This is a genomic window from Cryobacterium cryoconiti (assembly GCF_004403065.1).
Taxonomy (GTDB): domain Bacteria; phylum Actinomycetota; class Actinomycetes; order Actinomycetales; family Microbacteriaceae; genus Cryobacterium; species Cryobacterium cryoconiti.
Genome location: NZ_SOHA01000020.1, coordinates 72,841 through 87,213 on the forward strand (window position 1 = coordinate 72,841; position 14,373 = coordinate 87,213).

Below are 14,373 nucleotides of genomic sequence, written 5' to 3' on the forward strand. Positions count from 1 at the left end.
CGGTCGGCAGTGTCAAGATGGACGAATGGACGGCGACAACATCCAGACCGACTCGGGACTGGGCAGCGACTTTGACGATGATTTCGATCCACTGATCGGCGAGGACGATCCAGCGCTCCCCACCGAGCGCTACCTCGATCGTGAGCTGAGCTGGCTGGCCTTCAACCAGCGGGTGCTCGAGCTGGCGGAGGATCCGGATCTGCCGGTGCTCGAACGGGCGAACTTCCTCGCCATCTTCGCCAGCAACCTGGACGAGTTCTTCATGGTGCGCGTCGCGGGCCTCAAGCGTCGCATCCTCACCGGGCTGGCGGTGCCGACGAACATCGGCCGCGCCCCGCAGGACGCCCTCTCGGACATCTCCGCCATGGCCCACGTTCTGCAGGCGCGGCACGCGCGCGCCTTCCAGGACCTCGTCATCCCGGCCCTCGCCGGCGCCGGGATCGACATCGTTCAGTGGGACACCCTGGACGACGCCGACCGCCGTTCGCTGCGCGACTACTTCTCGAATCAGATCTTCCCCGTGCTGATGCCCCTGGCCGTGGACCCGGTGCATCCGTTCCCCTACATTTCCGGGCTCTCGCTCAACCTCGCGGTCCGGGTGCGCAATTCCAAGACCGGCAAGCAGGAGTTCGCCCGGCTCAAGGTGCCCACCATGCTCCCCCGCTTCGTGCGCGTGGACCGCCGCGAGGAGGCGAGCAGCGTGCGCTTCATCACGCTCGAGGACCTGATCGCGAATCACCTCGGCGATCTCTTCCCCGGCATGGACATCCTCGAGCACCACATCTTCCGGGTCACCCGCAACGAAGACGTCGAGATCGAAGAGGACGAGACCGAGAACCTGATCAAGGCCCTCGAGAAGGAGTTGCTGCGCCGCCGGTTCGGCCCGCCCATCCGGCTCGAGATCACCGAGGACATGGACGAGGTCACCCTCGGCCTGCTCGTGCGCGAGCTCGACGTCACCGACCAGGAGGTGTACCGGCTGCCGGCGCCGCTCGACCTGGGCGGATTGTTCGACCTGCGGATCGACCGGCCGGACCTGCGCTACGTGAAGCACGTGCCGACGACGGCCGTGCAGCTGCTGGCCCCGGAACCGAACGCGGAACCGGACATCTTCAGCGCCATCTCGCGCCAGGACATCCTGTTGCACCACCCGTACGAATCGTTCGCGACCAGCGTGCAGGCATTCCTGGAGCAGGCCGCAGCCGACCCTGACGTGCTCGCCATCAAGCAGACGCTGTACCGCACATCCGGTGACAGCCCCATCGTCGAGGCGCTCATCGCGGCTGCCGAATCGGGCAAGCAGGTGCTCGCCCTGGTGGAGATCAAGGCCCGCTTCGACGAGCAGGCGAACATCACCTGGGCTCGAAAGCTGGAGAAGGCCGGTGTGCACGTGGTCTACGGTCTCGTGGGCCTGAAGACGCACTGCAAGCTCGCCCTCGTGGTGCGCAACGAGAACGGTGTGCTGCGCCACTACAGCCACATCGGCACCGGCAACTACAACCCCAAGACCAGCCGGCTGTACGAGGACCTCGGGCTGCTCACAACGGACCCGCAGGTCGGCAAGGACCTCACCCGCCTGTTCAACGAACTCTCCGGCTACGCGATCGAGAAGAAGTTCAAGCGTCTCCTCGTGGCGCCGTTGCACCTGCGCCGCGGCCTGCTGAAGAGCATCGCGGCGGAAACCGCGGCCGCCCGGGCCGGCAAGCCGTCCGGCATCCGGATCAAGGTGAACTCGATGGTCGACGAGGCCATCATCGACGCCCTCTACCGGGCCAGCCAGGCGCGCGTGCCGATCGAGATCTGGGTGCGCGGCATCTGCAGCCTGAAGCCCGGGGTCCCCGGGATGAGCGAGACCATCAAGGTGCGCTCGATTCTCGGGCGGTACCTGGAACACTCCCGGATCTTCTCGTTCCACAACAGCGGCGACCCCCAGGTCTACATCGGCAGCGCCGACATGATGCACCGCAACCTCGACCGCCGGGTCGAGGCGCTGGTACGCCTCGTCGCCCCCGACCACCTGACCGAAATCGACGCCCTCTTCACCCGGGCCATGGACGACCGCACCTCATCGTGGTGGCTGGACAGTTCGGGCGAATGGACGCGCCACCACCTGGACGGCTCCGGCCATCCGCTCGACGATATGCAGGACAGGCTCATGCAACAAATCACCCTTCGTAAACGCCCGACCGGCCGCCGATGAGCGTTCCACCCGTGTACGCCGCGGGCGCCGTCTGCTGGCGCCCGATCGACGGCAAGATCCACGTTCTTCTGATCCACCGCACCGTGTACGGCGATGTGACCATCCCCAAGGGCAAGGTCGACCCCGGCGAAACCCTGCCGCAGACAGCCGTGCGCGAGATCGAGGAGGAGACCGGCCTGGCCGTCGCCCTCGGCGTGCCGCTGGGCATGTCCGCCTACTCGCTCCTCAACGGCCGCGAGAAGATCGTGCACTACTGGGCTGCGGAGATCACGCCCGAGGCCATCCAGCACTCGACCTTCGTTCCCAACGGCGAGGTCGCGGCGATCGAGTGGGTCACCATCAAGAAGGCCCGCACCTACCTCAGCTACACCCCCGACGTGGACATCATCGACGCCTTCGCCAAGCTTGTCGACACCGGCGTCACCCGCACCTTCGCCCTGATCGCGCTCCGTCACGGCAAGGCCGTGCAGCCGGGCCAGTGGGAAGGCCCCGATTGCAGCCGGCCTTTGTCTGAGCGCGGCGTCAAGCAGGCCGCGGCCATCGTGCCCACGATCACCGCCTGGCAGCCCCAGCGGATCGTGTCGAGCACGGCGACCCGTTGCGTGACGACCGTGGCCCCGCTTGCGGCGGCCACCGGCATCCAGATCAAGCGCACCGAGCGCTACAGTCAGGACGCGTTCGAGCAGGGCCGGGCGGATGTCCGCTCGGGCATCGGCAAGCGGGTGCGGTCGCGCAAAACGGCCGTGATCTGCAGCCATGGGCCGGTCCTCCCCGAGATCCTGCGCGAGATCGCTCTTGCCACCGGCACCACCCACGGCGCGTACATCTCCGACGCGGCGGCACTCGAAACCGGTTCGTTCTCGGTGGTGCACCTCTCCGCCGACAATCCAAGCGCGGGAATCGTCGCGATCGAAACACACTCTCCTGCGCTCTGATCAGGCTTTCCAGCGCGAAACCGACCGTGATCCCTTGGCTGCCGCGCCGCGTTCACCTTCCGTTAACCTTTTTGCAGGGGTGTCGTTAACCGGGCCGAATAGGGTCCATTCGAGGCCAGCACCGGCCTCGAGCTTGCAGTCACTTTTTTTGAAGTCAACCCTCGAAAGGGATATCTGTGAATTTCACGCGTTTTGGCCGACCCGCGGTCATCGCCGTCGTCGCCGCACTTGCTCTGTCTTCCTGCGCCGCGAACGAAGGAGCCGCACCGGAGACTGACTCCGCGAGCGCCCTCACCGGTACGATCAACGCCGGCGGGTCCTCCGCACAGGGTGCCGCCCAGGAAGCCTGGATCGCCGCCTTCCAGACCTCGAACCCGGATCTGACCATCAACTACGACCCGTCCGGTTCCGGCGCGGGTCGCGAGGCGTTCATCGCCGGTGGCTCCGACTTCGCGGGCTCCGACTCCTACCTGAGCGACGAAGAGCTGGCCGGCACCTTCGGTTCCTGCGCAGCGGACACCACCGCGGTCGACCTCCCCAACTACATCTCCCCCATCGCCGTGATCTTCAACGTCGAAGGGGTCGACGAGCTCAATGTCGACTCCGACACGCTGGCGAAGATCTTCGCCGGTACGATCACCACCTGGAACGACCCGGCCCTGGTCGCCCTGAACGAGGGCGTCACGCTCCCGTCGACCGCGATCACCGCCGTGCACCGTTCGGACGACTCGGGTACCACGAAGAACTTCGCGGACTACCTGGGCCAGACCGCGCCGGACGTGTGGACCGAGAAGGCCTCCGACACGTTCCCGTTCCAGACCGGTGAGGGTGCCCAGGGTACCTCGGGTGTCGTCGACGCCGTCACCAACGGAGTGGGCACCATCGGCTACGCCGACGCGTCGCGCGCCGGCGACCTCGGGGTCGCAAAGCTCAAGGTCGGTGACGAGTTCGTCGCCTACAGCGCCGAAGCCGCTGCCGCCGTCGTCGACGGTTCGCCCCTGGTTGAGGGCCGCGAAGCCAACGACCTCGCGTTCAAGCTGAACCGCACGACCACCAACCCGGACGAGTACCCGCTGGTCCTCGTCAGCTACGCGATCGTCTGCACCGAATACGCCGACCCCGCCCAGGCGGAGCTCGTCAAGGCCTACGTCGGCTACATGACCAGCGCCGAGGGCCAGGCCGAGGCCGAAGCATCCGCCGGAGCCGCTCCGATGACGACCGACCTGCAGGACAAGGTCGCAGCGGTTCTCGAGACCATCAAGTAACACCCGCATCACCGCTTCTCAGCTGCCCGATCCGGGCCTCGCATCGCTTGCGAGCACCGGGTCGGGCAGACTGGGGTTTGTGGCCCGTGTCCTGAACCCCTCTTTTCCAGCTTTCGCCCCAACCCTCCCAGGGAGTTACCCGGCATGACGACCGCAGCAGAGCGCCCCGCGCTCAAGGCCAAGGAACGGCCCGGAGACCGCATCTTCTCCACGAGCACGATCGTGTCGGGAAGCCTCATCCTGGCGATCCTCGCCGCCGTCGCCGTCTTCCTGCTGGTGCAGAGTCTGCCGGCCCTCATCGCCGACCCGGAGGAGTTCAAGGGCGACGCCACTAATTTCTGGCAGTATGTCGGGCCACTCGCGTTCGGCACGCTCTGGGCGGCATTCCTCGCGCTGCTCATGGCCGTGCCCATCGCCATCGGCATCGCGCTCTTCATCTCGCACTATGCCCCCCGCAAACTCGCGCAGGGTCTCGGCTACCTGATCGACCTGCTCGCCGCCGTGCCCTCCGTGGTCTTCGGCCTGTGGGGCATCGGCGTTCTCGCCCCACTCGTGCAGCCGTTCTACACGAACCTGGTCGAGTGGTTCGGCTGGTTCCCGCTGTTCGCCGGCCCGGTCTCCGGCACCGGGCGCACGACTCTCACGGTCGCCATCGTGCTCGCCGTCATGGTCCTGCCGATCATCACCGCGCTCTCCCGCGAAATCTTCCTGCAGACCCCCGTGCTCTACGAAGAGGCATCGCTGGCCCTCGGCGCCACGCGCTGGGAAATGATCACCATGGCCGTGCTGCCCTTCGGGCGCGCGGGCATCATCTCCGCCTCGATGCTCGGCCTCGGGCGGGCCCTGGGTGAGACCATGGCCGTCGCCATGGTGCTCTCACCGAGTCGGGACGTGATCTTCCAGCTCCTCACCTCGCAGAACCCCACCACCATCGCCGCGAACATCGCCTTGAACTTTCCGGAGGCGAACGGCGTCGGCGTCAACATCCTGCTCGCGACGGGCCTCATCCTCTTCGTCATCACGCTCGTGGTGAACATGATCGCGCGCGTCATCATCAACCGCCGCAAGGCCTTCTCCGGAGCGAACTGATGAGCCTGACAACGACGGCCACGGCCGCTCCCCTGACGAACTCCCTCACCGCGGGCAAGCTTCCCCGGCACTCGCCGCTCGCCGTGCTCCTGGCCAGCTGGCTGGTCACCGGGTCGTTCTTCCTCGTACTGATGCTCTCCGGCGCCACCGAGGGCTTCAACGCCGTCGGAACGCTCTTCTTCGGCACCATCGTCTACGGCATCGCCATCTACCTGCTCTCGTACTTCGTCGAGGGCGTGCGCAAGGCCAAGGACCGTCTGGTCACGGCCCTGGTCACGGTGGCCTTCGTGGTCGCCCTGCTGCCGCTGTTCTCGCTCGTGTTCACCACCCTCGTCAACGGGCTGCCCGCGTTCCTCACCCCGAGTTTCTTCACCCAGTCTCAGCGCAACGTCGTCGGCGAGGGCGGCGGAGCACTGCACGCTGTCATCGGAACACTGCTGATCACCGGTGTGGCCACACTGATCTCCGTTCCGATCGGCCTGCTGAGCGCGATCTACCTCACCGAATACGGCCGTGGACGGCTCGCGCGGGCCATCACGTTCTTCGTCGACGTCATGACCGGGATCCCCTCGATCGTCGCCGGACTCTTCGCCTTCGCGCTCTTCTCCCTCCTGTTCAACGATCCCGGCATCCGCTTCGGGTTCGGCGGCGCCGTCGCCCTCACGGTGTTGATGATCCCGGTCGTCGTGCGCTCGAGCGAGGAAATGCTCAAACTCGTTCCCAACGAGCTACGCGAGGCTGCCTACGCGCTCGGCGTGCCGAAATGGCTGACCATCCTCAAGGTGGTGCTGCCGACATCCCTCGCCGGGATCGTGACCGGGATCATGATCTCGATCTCCCGCGTGATCGGCGAGACGGCACCCCTGCTGATCATCTCCGGATTCACGGCCAGCATGAACTACGACCTCTTCAACGAGCGGATGATGACGCTGCCCGTCTTCGTGTACACCCAGTACGCCAACCAGGGCGCGGACACCCAGGCCTACCTGGACCGCGCCTGGGCCGGCGCCCTGACGCTCATCCTGATCGTGATGCTGCTGAACCTCGGCGCGCGCATCATCGCAAAACTCTTCTCTCCCAAGCTCGGCCGCTAGGCTCCACCTCCCGGCCTCCGGCCGTCTGAACCAAAGGAATGCATGTCCAAGCGCATTGAAGTCAACGACCTCAACGTCTACTACAGCAAGTTTCTCGCTGTCGAAGAGGTGTCGTTGGTGATCGAGCCTCGCACTGTGACAGCCCTGATCGGGCCCAGCGGATGCGGGAAGTCAACGTTCCTGCGCACGCTGAACCGCATGCACGAGGTCATCCCCGGGGCGTATGTCACGGGCGAGGTACTCATCGACGGCAACAACCTCTACGGCCCGGGCGTCGACCCGGTGCTCGTACGCCGGCAGGTGGGCATGGTCTTCCAGCGCCCGAACCCGTTCCCCACCATGTCGATCGGCGACAACGTGCTGGCCGGTGTGAAGCTCAACAACCGCCGGATGGCCAAGTCCGACGCCGACGACCTGATCGAGAAGTCGCTGATGGGCGCGAACCTCTGGAACGAGGTCAAGGACCGCCTGGACAAGCCCGGATCGAGCCTTTCCGGCGGGCAGCAGCAGCGGCTCTGCATCGCCCGGGCGATCGCCGTGCAGCCCGACGTCATCCTGATGGACGAGCCCTGCTCGGCTCTCGACCCGATCTCCACGCTGGCGATCGAGGACCTGATCGAGGAGATGAAGGCCGACTACACGATTGTGATCGTCACGCACAACATGCAGCAGGCCTCCCGGGTCTCGGACCGCACCGGCTTCTTCAACATCGCCGGCACCGGCAAGCCCGGCAAGCTGATCGAGTACGACGACACGACCACGATCTTCTCCAACCCGAGCATTCAGGCGACCGAGGACTACGTCTCCGGTCGATTCGGCTAGGCCCGGCTCCGCCGACGCCGGCGAGAGGCGGCGGCTCAGGCGGTGCGGGCGAGCAGGGCGGCGTTGAAGGCGCGGGTCAGCTCGGGGACGGCCGGCAGGGGCCGACCGTCGAGTTCGGTCACCTGCACGGCCAGGCGCACGCTGGACAGCAGCCACACGGCATCCGCCGCCCGCAGCTCGTCGACCGTCACGTCGCGGTACTCCGTGCGCTCCCCGGCCGCCTGCAGGTGCTCGAACACGCTCTGCTGCGTGGTGCCGTGCAGGATGGCCCCGCTCGGCACGGGAGAGACGAACACGCCTCCCGTGCGCAGCACCACGGTCGAGGTGGGTCCCTCCAGCACGAAGCCGTCGTGCGTGAGGAAGATCGCGTCGTCGGCGCCCCGGCGGTGCGCCTCCCGGAGCGCGGCCATGTTGACCGCGTAGCTGAGCGTTTTGGCACCCATCAGGAGCCAGGGTGCCTGTTCGGCAAGGCCGTGCGGGTAGCCCCTGTCCAGGGTGACCGCACGGATCCCGGACTCCCGCACGGCCCCGAAGTCGGGGGCCATGGTCGCGTGCAGCCACGCAGTGGGAGCCGGGCCGGAATCGACACCACGGCTGTAAATGAGCTTGAGAACGATTTCACCCTGCTGAGGGAGTCGCCGGGTGGCCCGCGCGATCGCCGCGTGCCACTGACCCAGGTGCGGTTCGGGCAGCTCGCAGATGGCGGACGAGGTAGCCAGACGATCGAGATGCGCTTTCACGGCCTGCGGATGGCCGCCGACCACGCCGAGGGTCTCGAAGACGCCGTCACCCCGCTGGGCGCTCAGCTCCCCGACGCGCAGGGCCGGGGCGGTCCAGTCGACCTCCCGGAAGGTGTCGTCGAACTGGGTGCGCGGTGAGTCAGCGGCAACCGGATCGATCAGCAGGGTGAAGGGCAGCGTCTGAGGCTGAGCAGTCATTTTCCGAGCTTAGTCATTTCCGGAGCGGAATCAGTTCCCGACCAGGAACAGGTCAGGAACTCTGGATGGCCACGATCGGGTCGCTCGTGGGCTGCTTCGAGCCGCCCTTCGGTTCGACCGTGACACCGATCGTGTCGCCGGCGGTGAGACTGCCGTCGAGCACGCGCCAGACGGTGCCGGTGCCGGACGAGTCGAACGTTCCCGCCGAAACCGGACCGGAACCACCGATGTACCAGAGCTGGTAGTCCTGGTCGGCCGACAGGGCCGGCAGGTCGTCGATCAGGAGGGCGGACAGTCCGCTCTGCTCGGACCAGACCAGGGTTGCCTCCTGGCCGTCGGCCGTTCTCGCCGTCGCACGCTGCGTGTCCGCGGCCGCCGTGATCTGCACCAGGCCGGCGGCCTGGTCCTGCTCGAACTGGTCGGACTCCAGCGACTGGCCGACGAAGGTGCCACCCGCGAACAGGGCGACGGCGGCAGCCGCAGCCGCCAGCACACCGACGGGACGCTGGAACCAGCGCAGGCGGGCACGCTCGGCGGCACCGCCGCGGGGGGGCGCGGAAGCATCCGTGGCGTCGGCCGACGCCTGTGACGGCGCCACGACGGGCACCACCGGCGCGGCGGGAGCGGCGCTCTGATCGGCGGCGGGAGCAGTCTGCTCGGTCGGGTGGGCGACCTCGGGTGCGGTCAGCGGCGCCAGCTGCGGTGTGGACGCGAGCCTGGCCATCAGGGAGGCCTTGAGCCCGGCCGAAGGCTGTACGGGGGTGACGGCGAGGCCCAGGGCCACCGCGGTGTCGCTCAGCTCGGCCGCTTCGATGCGGGCCTGCTCGGAGGCCGCGAGGTGCACCTCGTAGGCCGCGGCGTCGTCCGCGCCCAGCGCATTGAGGGCATAGGCACCGGCGAGCTCGCCCGGGTTGTCCCCGCTACCGCCGTGGGTGTCGTCGTTGCGGGTGTTGTCGCTCATGACGCCACTCCCATCTCGTCGCGCAGACGGATCAATCCGTCTCTCAACCTCGTCTTCACGGTTCCGAGGGGGATCTGCAACCGCTCCGCCACTTCACTCTGGCTGAGACCGCCGTAATAGGCGAGGCTGATCGCCTGGCGTTGCAGTTCCGTCAATCTGGACATCGCCTTCTCCACCCTTTCGTGCTCGATTCGTACGGCGACCGTCTCGGACACCTCGTCGTAGGCAACCGCGAGATCACGGATGCCGATTTTGACGTCGCGGTCGCGGCTCGCCTGCGACGACCGGATCCGGTCCACCGCCCGGCGGTGCGCCATGGTCAGGATCCAGGTCGATGCTCCGCCGCGCTGCGCTTCGTAGCGCGTGGCCGTCTGCCAGATCTCCAGGAAGATCTCCTGGGCCACCTCCTCCGACTGCGCGGGGTCGACCAGCAGGCGCCGGACCAGACCCAGGACGCGCGGGGCCATTCGGTCGTACAGCTCCCCGAATGCGGCTTCATCGCCCTGAGCCACCCGGCCCAGCAGTTCCTCCTGGGAAGCAGGAACGGTCGACTCCCGGTCGACATCGAATTCAGCACTCATGAGAACAAGCATGTCAGGTCTTGTCCGGGTCCATAGCCGTAGTTCGGTGCGCCGGCCGGATCGGATTGGTGCCACCGGGGGCACGGTGACGGGCCCGGCCCGAGCGCGGACGAAGTGAAGGCCGGGCCGCAGAACGCCTCTCGGCGCGAGGCCGCTCAGAGCGGCGAATATTGGAGCCCGGGGTTACTGCGGCCCGACCAGCATCCAGTGTAAACGACACGGATGCCCTTCGCGCACAGACTCGGTCGGCATCCGTTCGCGGGTGCTGCGGTCGGGCTGCGCGGGCACGGTGCTAGTCGAGCGACTCGCTGCGCCAGAGCCGGGCGCAGGCGGCGAATTCCTGGGCTGTGGTCGAGAACCGAAGCGCCCGGCGGGTCAGTTCGGTGGACCGGCCCGGCTCGGTCGTCTCCAGATCGTCGGCGATGCTGGTGCACCCCACCGAGCTGACGCGGCAGAATGCGGCCGCGCGATCAAGGGCCACGGCGAAGTCTCCCGTGAAGATCCCGCGCAGGATCTGGTCGGCCAGGATGATGATCTCGGTCGTCCCGGTGGGCACCATCGCCCCGGCGATGAGCGGGTCGATCGCCGGCGTGACCTCGGTGCCGCGCTGGTAGAGGAAGGACGTGCCCTCGGGATCCTGGCGGATGAGCAACCGGATCAGGTAGAGACGCCAGAGCGCGCCCGGCAGGCTGCGCGGAGTCGCCCGAGACCAGAGTTCGGCCACGGCGTCGATCCCGTTCTCGTCGGTGTAGGCCACGAGCCGGTCGACGATCTCCGGGTCCGGGTCGCTGCGCACCCGGGCGAGCAGGGCCTGGGCGGTCTCGTGCGCCACCCGGCTGATCGCCGCGGGGTCTTCACCGCCCTGGAAGGACTCGAATTTGCTGCCGGAGAACTGGGTCGGCTTGTGGAAGTTTTCGGCCATCGCATCCTCCTGTGGTCGTCGGCGAGGTTCACCGGGTGTTCGCTGCGGGCGCATCCGCGGCTGGCTCGGAAGGCTCTCTCCCACGCTACCGAGAAAAACCGATCCGGAATCCCCTGTACATTATTAACCGCGGGCCTCTAGCTCAGTTGGTAGAGCAAAGGACTTTTAATCCTTGGGTCGTCGGTTCGAGCCCGACGGGGCCCACTCAGAAATACAGTCGGTGCACGCCCGGGCCGTGGCCTGTCGTCACGCCTGGGCCTGCCCACGGCTCCTCCCGCCGTCTCTGCACCTCTCCCTTGGACTCCCGGCGGGCGTCCAGCGTTGATTCGGGCGATGCTCGGGTCTGTCCTTCATACTTCGGGGATGAAGCAGGCATGACCGATGCCGGCAGCAGGAGACGGAGGTCGCCATGGGCAGAGTGAACGAGGAAGTCGAAGTCGAGGCCGGAGTCGTCTCACGGTACCGGCGCCACCCGCATGGGTGCGGCCTGGTCTCCCCCGGCGCACGCGTACACCCTGGCGCGTTCGTGTCCCGAACCGCCTATGTGGAGAGCGGTGCCCGCGTCGGACCGGAAACATGGATCGGACCCGGCAGCTGGATCGACCACGGCGCCGAGGTCGGGGCCGGGGTGTTCGTAGGCCAGAACGTGCACATCGGTGCAGACGCGGTGGTCGGCACCGCCGCCCGCCTCGGCAGTTATGTGCGGATCGGACGCTCCGCGACGATCACCCCCGGTGCGGTGGTCGAGCGCGACGAACGGGTGCCGGACAACGCCGTCATCGGTGCGCCCCGCGGCCCGGCGCAGCCGCGCGCTCGGCCGGCAGCCGACCGGCTCGAACACGCCGCGTAGACCCGTGCGGCGCCAGATCTAGGCCAGGTTCGGGGGAACGCCGAGTTCCCGCTGCACCATCAGTGCGAGTTCGCGGAGCAGCACGAGGTCGACGGTTTCCGCAGCGCGCGGCTCCGGGTCGAAGACGCAGAGGGCGCCGATGAACTCCCCGGACGGCGACTCGATCGGGAACCCGGCATAGAAGCGGATGCCGCCCTCGGCCAGAACCAGGGCGTTCTCCCGGAACCGGTCGTCCAGACTCGCATCCGGGATCACCATCGCGGACGTGCTCTGGATCGTGACGGCGCAGAAGGACGACGACCGCGCCGACTCCCGCTCCGCCACGCCGACACGGGCCTTGTGCCACTGGCGGTCCCGGTCGATCACCGTGAGCGCGGCGGAGCGGGTACCGAACAGCGTGCTGGCGAGCGCCACGATGCGGTCGAACCGTTCCTCCGCCGGGGTGTCGAGGATACCGAGCCGATCGACCGCTCGCTGGCGACGCACCTCTTTCGCCTGAGCCTGTTCGTCGGACGGCGCCGGCTCCGCATCATGGGTCGAGACCCGGTCGGCGGCGAGGAGCGGGGACATCCGCGCAGCCAGCGCCTCAGCGCAGTGCGCATACGTCTCTGCGGACCGGTACCGGCCCGGCGGCGGCGTGGGCGCAGCGATGGACGGAACAAAGGTGACCCGGTCGGCGGCGGCGCAGAGACGCTCCGTCACCCGATTCAGGAGCCGGGCATGGCTGTCCGCCACCGTGCCGAGCCTCGAGTCGAAGACCGGAATCGACCGGATGGGCTGGATTCCCGACACGATGATCCGGGTACTGCGCGACGACGAACCCTCCAGGAAGCGGAACAGGTTCGCCAATTCGCTCCGCCACACCCCGGTGGGCGTCAGATTGAGGGCGTCGTTCACCCCCAGGAACACCACGATGGCGTCGTAACGGGACAGCCTCACCCCCGTCAAATCGGCGACGGCGGAACCGACGGTCATCCGCGGGTTCGCGATGAGGTCGACGTCGACTCCGCGCCCGGTCTGTGCCGACAGCGCACGCGCAAGCGAACCAGGCAGAGCCAGGTTGTGGCTCACCACCCCGCGGCCGATTGCCAGCCCGGAGCCGAAGATGAGCACCCGGTCGGAGTCGATTCCTGCGGAATGCGCCTGCGGGGCATCCGTGGGCACCGGGATCGCGCCGAAGCCGCGTTCGGATGCCGCGGCCCAGGCGCGCATGCCGGGGGCCAGCAGCCACCGTATGACTTCCTGCACTGACGCCCCTTGCTGCTCGGACACCAGGGTGTATCGACCAAAGCTCAATTATCCCCCATCCGGGGTGCGCGCGGGCAAACCCCATCCGGGATTCGCGTGAACGCCCCCCCTAGACGAGGGAGACGACAGCCTGGGCGGCCACAAAGATGAGGAGGCCGGCCAGTGCTCCGACGACGGTGCCGTTGATCCGAATGAACTGGAGGTCCTTGCCGACCTGCAGTTCGATCTTCTCGCTTGTCTCGGCGGCATCCCAGCGGGCGACGGTTTCGGTGATCACCCCGGCGATCTCATGCCGGTAGCGCCGCACGATGTAGCTGGCCGTGTCGGCCAGCCAGCGGTCGATACGCGCGCCCAGGGCAGGGTCGCTGATCAGCCGCCCGCCGACCTCCATCACGGTTGAACGGATGCCGGTGCGCAGCCCGCTCTCGGGATCGGCCAGCGCCGCCACGAGGGAGAGCTTGACCGCCTCCCAGGTCTCGCTCGCGAACTCGCGCAGCCGGGCGCTGTCGAGCAGTTCGAGCTTGAGCCCTTCCACGCGCGAGATCATCTCGGGCTCGTGCTGCAGGTCGTGCGCCAGCTCGCCGAGGTAGCGGTCGATGGCCTGGCGGAGCGGGTGCGCGGCATCCGCTCGCACGGTGGCCATGAAGGCGAGCACCTCCCGGTGCGCCTTGTCGTCGACGAGCTTGTCGACGAAGCCGGGCATCCAGCTCGGCAGCCGCTGGGACACGGCCCGCCCGAAGGCCTCCGGATGCGCCAGCAACCAGCCCTCGGCCCGCTCCAGCAGCAGGTCGACGGCGGCGTGCTGCTGCCCTGACTCGACCAGCCGCTCCCCCACCCGCCCGATGGGCGGTCCCCACTCGGGTTTCAGCAGGTTTTCGCGCGCCACCGTCTCGATCAGGTCCTGGATGGCGTTGTCACTGAGCAGGTTGAGCAGCCCCGACCCTGCCACCGCGACCTCATCGGTGAGCCGGCGGGCGTTCTCCTCCTCGGAGAGCCACGCACCGAGCCGCCTGGAGACACCGATCGACTCGAGCTTGCCGCGGATCACGGTTTCGGAGAGGAAGTTCGTCTCGACGAATTCGCCCAGACTCGCCCCGATCTCGTCCTTGCGGCCGGCGATGATGTTCGTGTGCGGGATTCGCAGTCCGAGCGGGTAACGGAACAGGGCCGTCACGGCGAACCAGTCCGCGATGGCGCCGACCATGCCGCCCTCGGCCGCCGCGCGCACGTACTGCAGCCAGGGATAGCTCTCCTGCAGGGCGAACGCGGTGGCGAACACCACGGCCATCAGCAGCAGCAGACCGAGGGCGAGCCGCTTCATTCCGATCAGGGCCCTGAGACGCTCAGCGTCCTGCGGGCTCAAGGGGGCCCGGGGTGCTGCTCCCCGCGGAACGGTGTCGGTCAGGTTCTGCCTCAGATTCTCGGCCATCTTCCCAGACTGCCCGATGACGGCCGCCGAGCGAAACCT

At 67.7% G+C, this 14,373-nt stretch carries 13 protein-coding genes and 1 tRNA gene; 8 read left to right on the forward strand and 6 right to left on the reverse strand.

Going from position 1 to position 14,373, the window contains the following annotated elements; translation table 11 throughout:
- The first annotated feature begins 25 nt into the window (after positions 1–25).
- The 6 genes from E3T49_RS07615 to pstB all read left to right on the forward strand — a co-directional run bounded on the left by E3T49_RS07615 (position 26) and on the right by pstB (position 7,405).
- Positions 26–2,200 (forward strand): RNA degradosome polyphosphate kinase, encoded by a 2,175-nt coding sequence (locus E3T49_RS07615; protein ID WP_134424364.1) that lies wholly within the window; start codon positions 26–28, stop codon positions 2,198–2,200.
- Positions 2,197–3,135, forward strand: a complete 939-nt coding sequence (locus E3T49_RS07620) for an NUDIX hydrolase (RefSeq protein ID WP_134424365.1) — start codon at positions 2,197–2,199, stop codon at positions 3,133–3,135. Before E3T49_RS07615 ends, E3T49_RS07620 begins: the two co-directional genes overlap by 4 nt.
- A gap of 176 nt (positions 3,136–3,311) precedes the next feature.
- The gene (gene pstS / locus E3T49_RS07625; protein ID WP_134424366.1) at positions 3,312–4,400 is read left to right on the forward strand and encodes a phosphate ABC transporter substrate-binding protein PstS; all 1,089 of its coding nucleotides are present in this window, start codon (positions 3,312–3,314) and stop codon (positions 4,398–4,400) included.
- Between the two features lie 144 nt (positions 4,401–4,544).
- The gene (gene pstC / locus E3T49_RS07630; protein ID WP_134424367.1) at positions 4,545–5,489 is read left to right on the forward strand and encodes a phosphate ABC transporter permease subunit PstC; all 945 of its coding nucleotides are present in this window, start codon (positions 4,545–4,547) and stop codon (positions 5,487–5,489) included.
- Positions 5,489–6,583 carry a phosphate ABC transporter permease PstA gene (gene pstA, locus E3T49_RS07635; protein WP_134424368.1) on the forward strand — a complete coding sequence of 365 codons (1,095 nt, stop codon included), beginning with the start codon at positions 5,489–5,491 and terminating at the stop codon, positions 6,581–6,583. The genes pstC and pstA overlap by 1 nt, the downstream gene beginning before the upstream one ends.
- 42 nt (positions 6,584–6,625) lie before the next feature.
- On the forward strand, positions 6,626–7,405 hold the full coding sequence (gene pstB, locus E3T49_RS07640; protein WP_134424369.1) for a phosphate ABC transporter ATP-binding protein PstB: 780 nt from the start codon (positions 6,626–6,628) through the stop codon (positions 7,403–7,405).
- A gap of 35 nt (positions 7,406–7,440) precedes the next feature.
- On the opposite strand, the gene E3T49_RS07645 is transcribed toward pstB, so the two are convergent.
- The 4 genes from E3T49_RS07645 to E3T49_RS07660 form a co-directional block, all read right to left on the reverse strand.
- Positions 7,441–8,343, reverse strand: coding sequence for an aminodeoxychorismate lyase (locus E3T49_RS07645; protein ID WP_134424370.1), 903 nt, complete (start codon positions 8,341–8,343; stop codon positions 7,441–7,443).
- A 52-nt stretch (positions 8,344–8,395) separates the two neighbouring features.
- Complete coding sequence (locus E3T49_RS07650; protein WP_134424371.1) at positions 8,396–9,304, reverse strand: anti-sigma factor; 909 nt, start codon at positions 9,302–9,304, stop codon at positions 8,396–8,398.
- Positions 9,301–9,885 (reverse strand): ECF RNA polymerase sigma factor SigK, encoded by a 585-nt coding sequence (sigK, locus tag E3T49_RS07655; protein WP_241972703.1) that lies wholly within the window; start codon positions 9,883–9,885, stop codon positions 9,301–9,303. Before sigK ends, E3T49_RS07650 begins: the two co-directional genes overlap by 4 nt.
- Before the next feature lie 292 nt (positions 9,886–10,177).
- The gene (locus E3T49_RS07660) at positions 10,178–10,807 is read right to left on the reverse strand and encodes a DNA-directed RNA polymerase subunit beta (RefSeq protein WP_134424373.1); all 630 of its coding nucleotides are present in this window, start codon (positions 10,805–10,807) and stop codon (positions 10,178–10,180) included.
- Positions 10,808–10,938: 131 nt separating this feature from the next.
- Between E3T49_RS07660 and E3T49_RS07665 the strand changes: the two genes are divergently transcribed.
- Together E3T49_RS07665 and E3T49_RS07670 are read left to right on the forward strand one after the other, a co-directional pair.
- A tRNA-Lys gene (locus tag E3T49_RS07665) sits at positions 10,939–11,011 on the forward strand.
- Positions 11,012–11,216: 205 nt separating this feature from the next.
- Positions 11,217–11,657 (forward strand): transferase, encoded by a 441-nt coding sequence (locus tag E3T49_RS07670; protein WP_241972704.1) that lies wholly within the window; start codon positions 11,217–11,219, stop codon positions 11,655–11,657.
- 18 nt (positions 11,658–11,675) lie between these two features.
- Here the strand turns inward: E3T49_RS07670 and E3T49_RS16525 are convergent, their stop codons facing one another.
- Positions 11,676–12,905 carry a GAF domain-containing protein gene (locus E3T49_RS16525; protein ID WP_134424374.1) on the reverse strand — a complete coding sequence of 410 codons (1,230 nt, stop codon included), beginning with the start codon at positions 12,903–12,905 and terminating at the stop codon, positions 11,676–11,678.
- Between the two features lie 109 nt (positions 12,906–13,014).
- Positions 13,015–14,334 carry a DUF445 domain-containing protein gene (locus tag E3T49_RS07680; protein ID WP_134424375.1) on the reverse strand — a complete coding sequence of 440 codons (1,320 nt, stop codon included), beginning with the start codon at positions 14,332–14,334 and terminating at the stop codon, positions 13,015–13,017.
- Positions 14,335–14,373 lie beyond the last annotated feature (39 nt).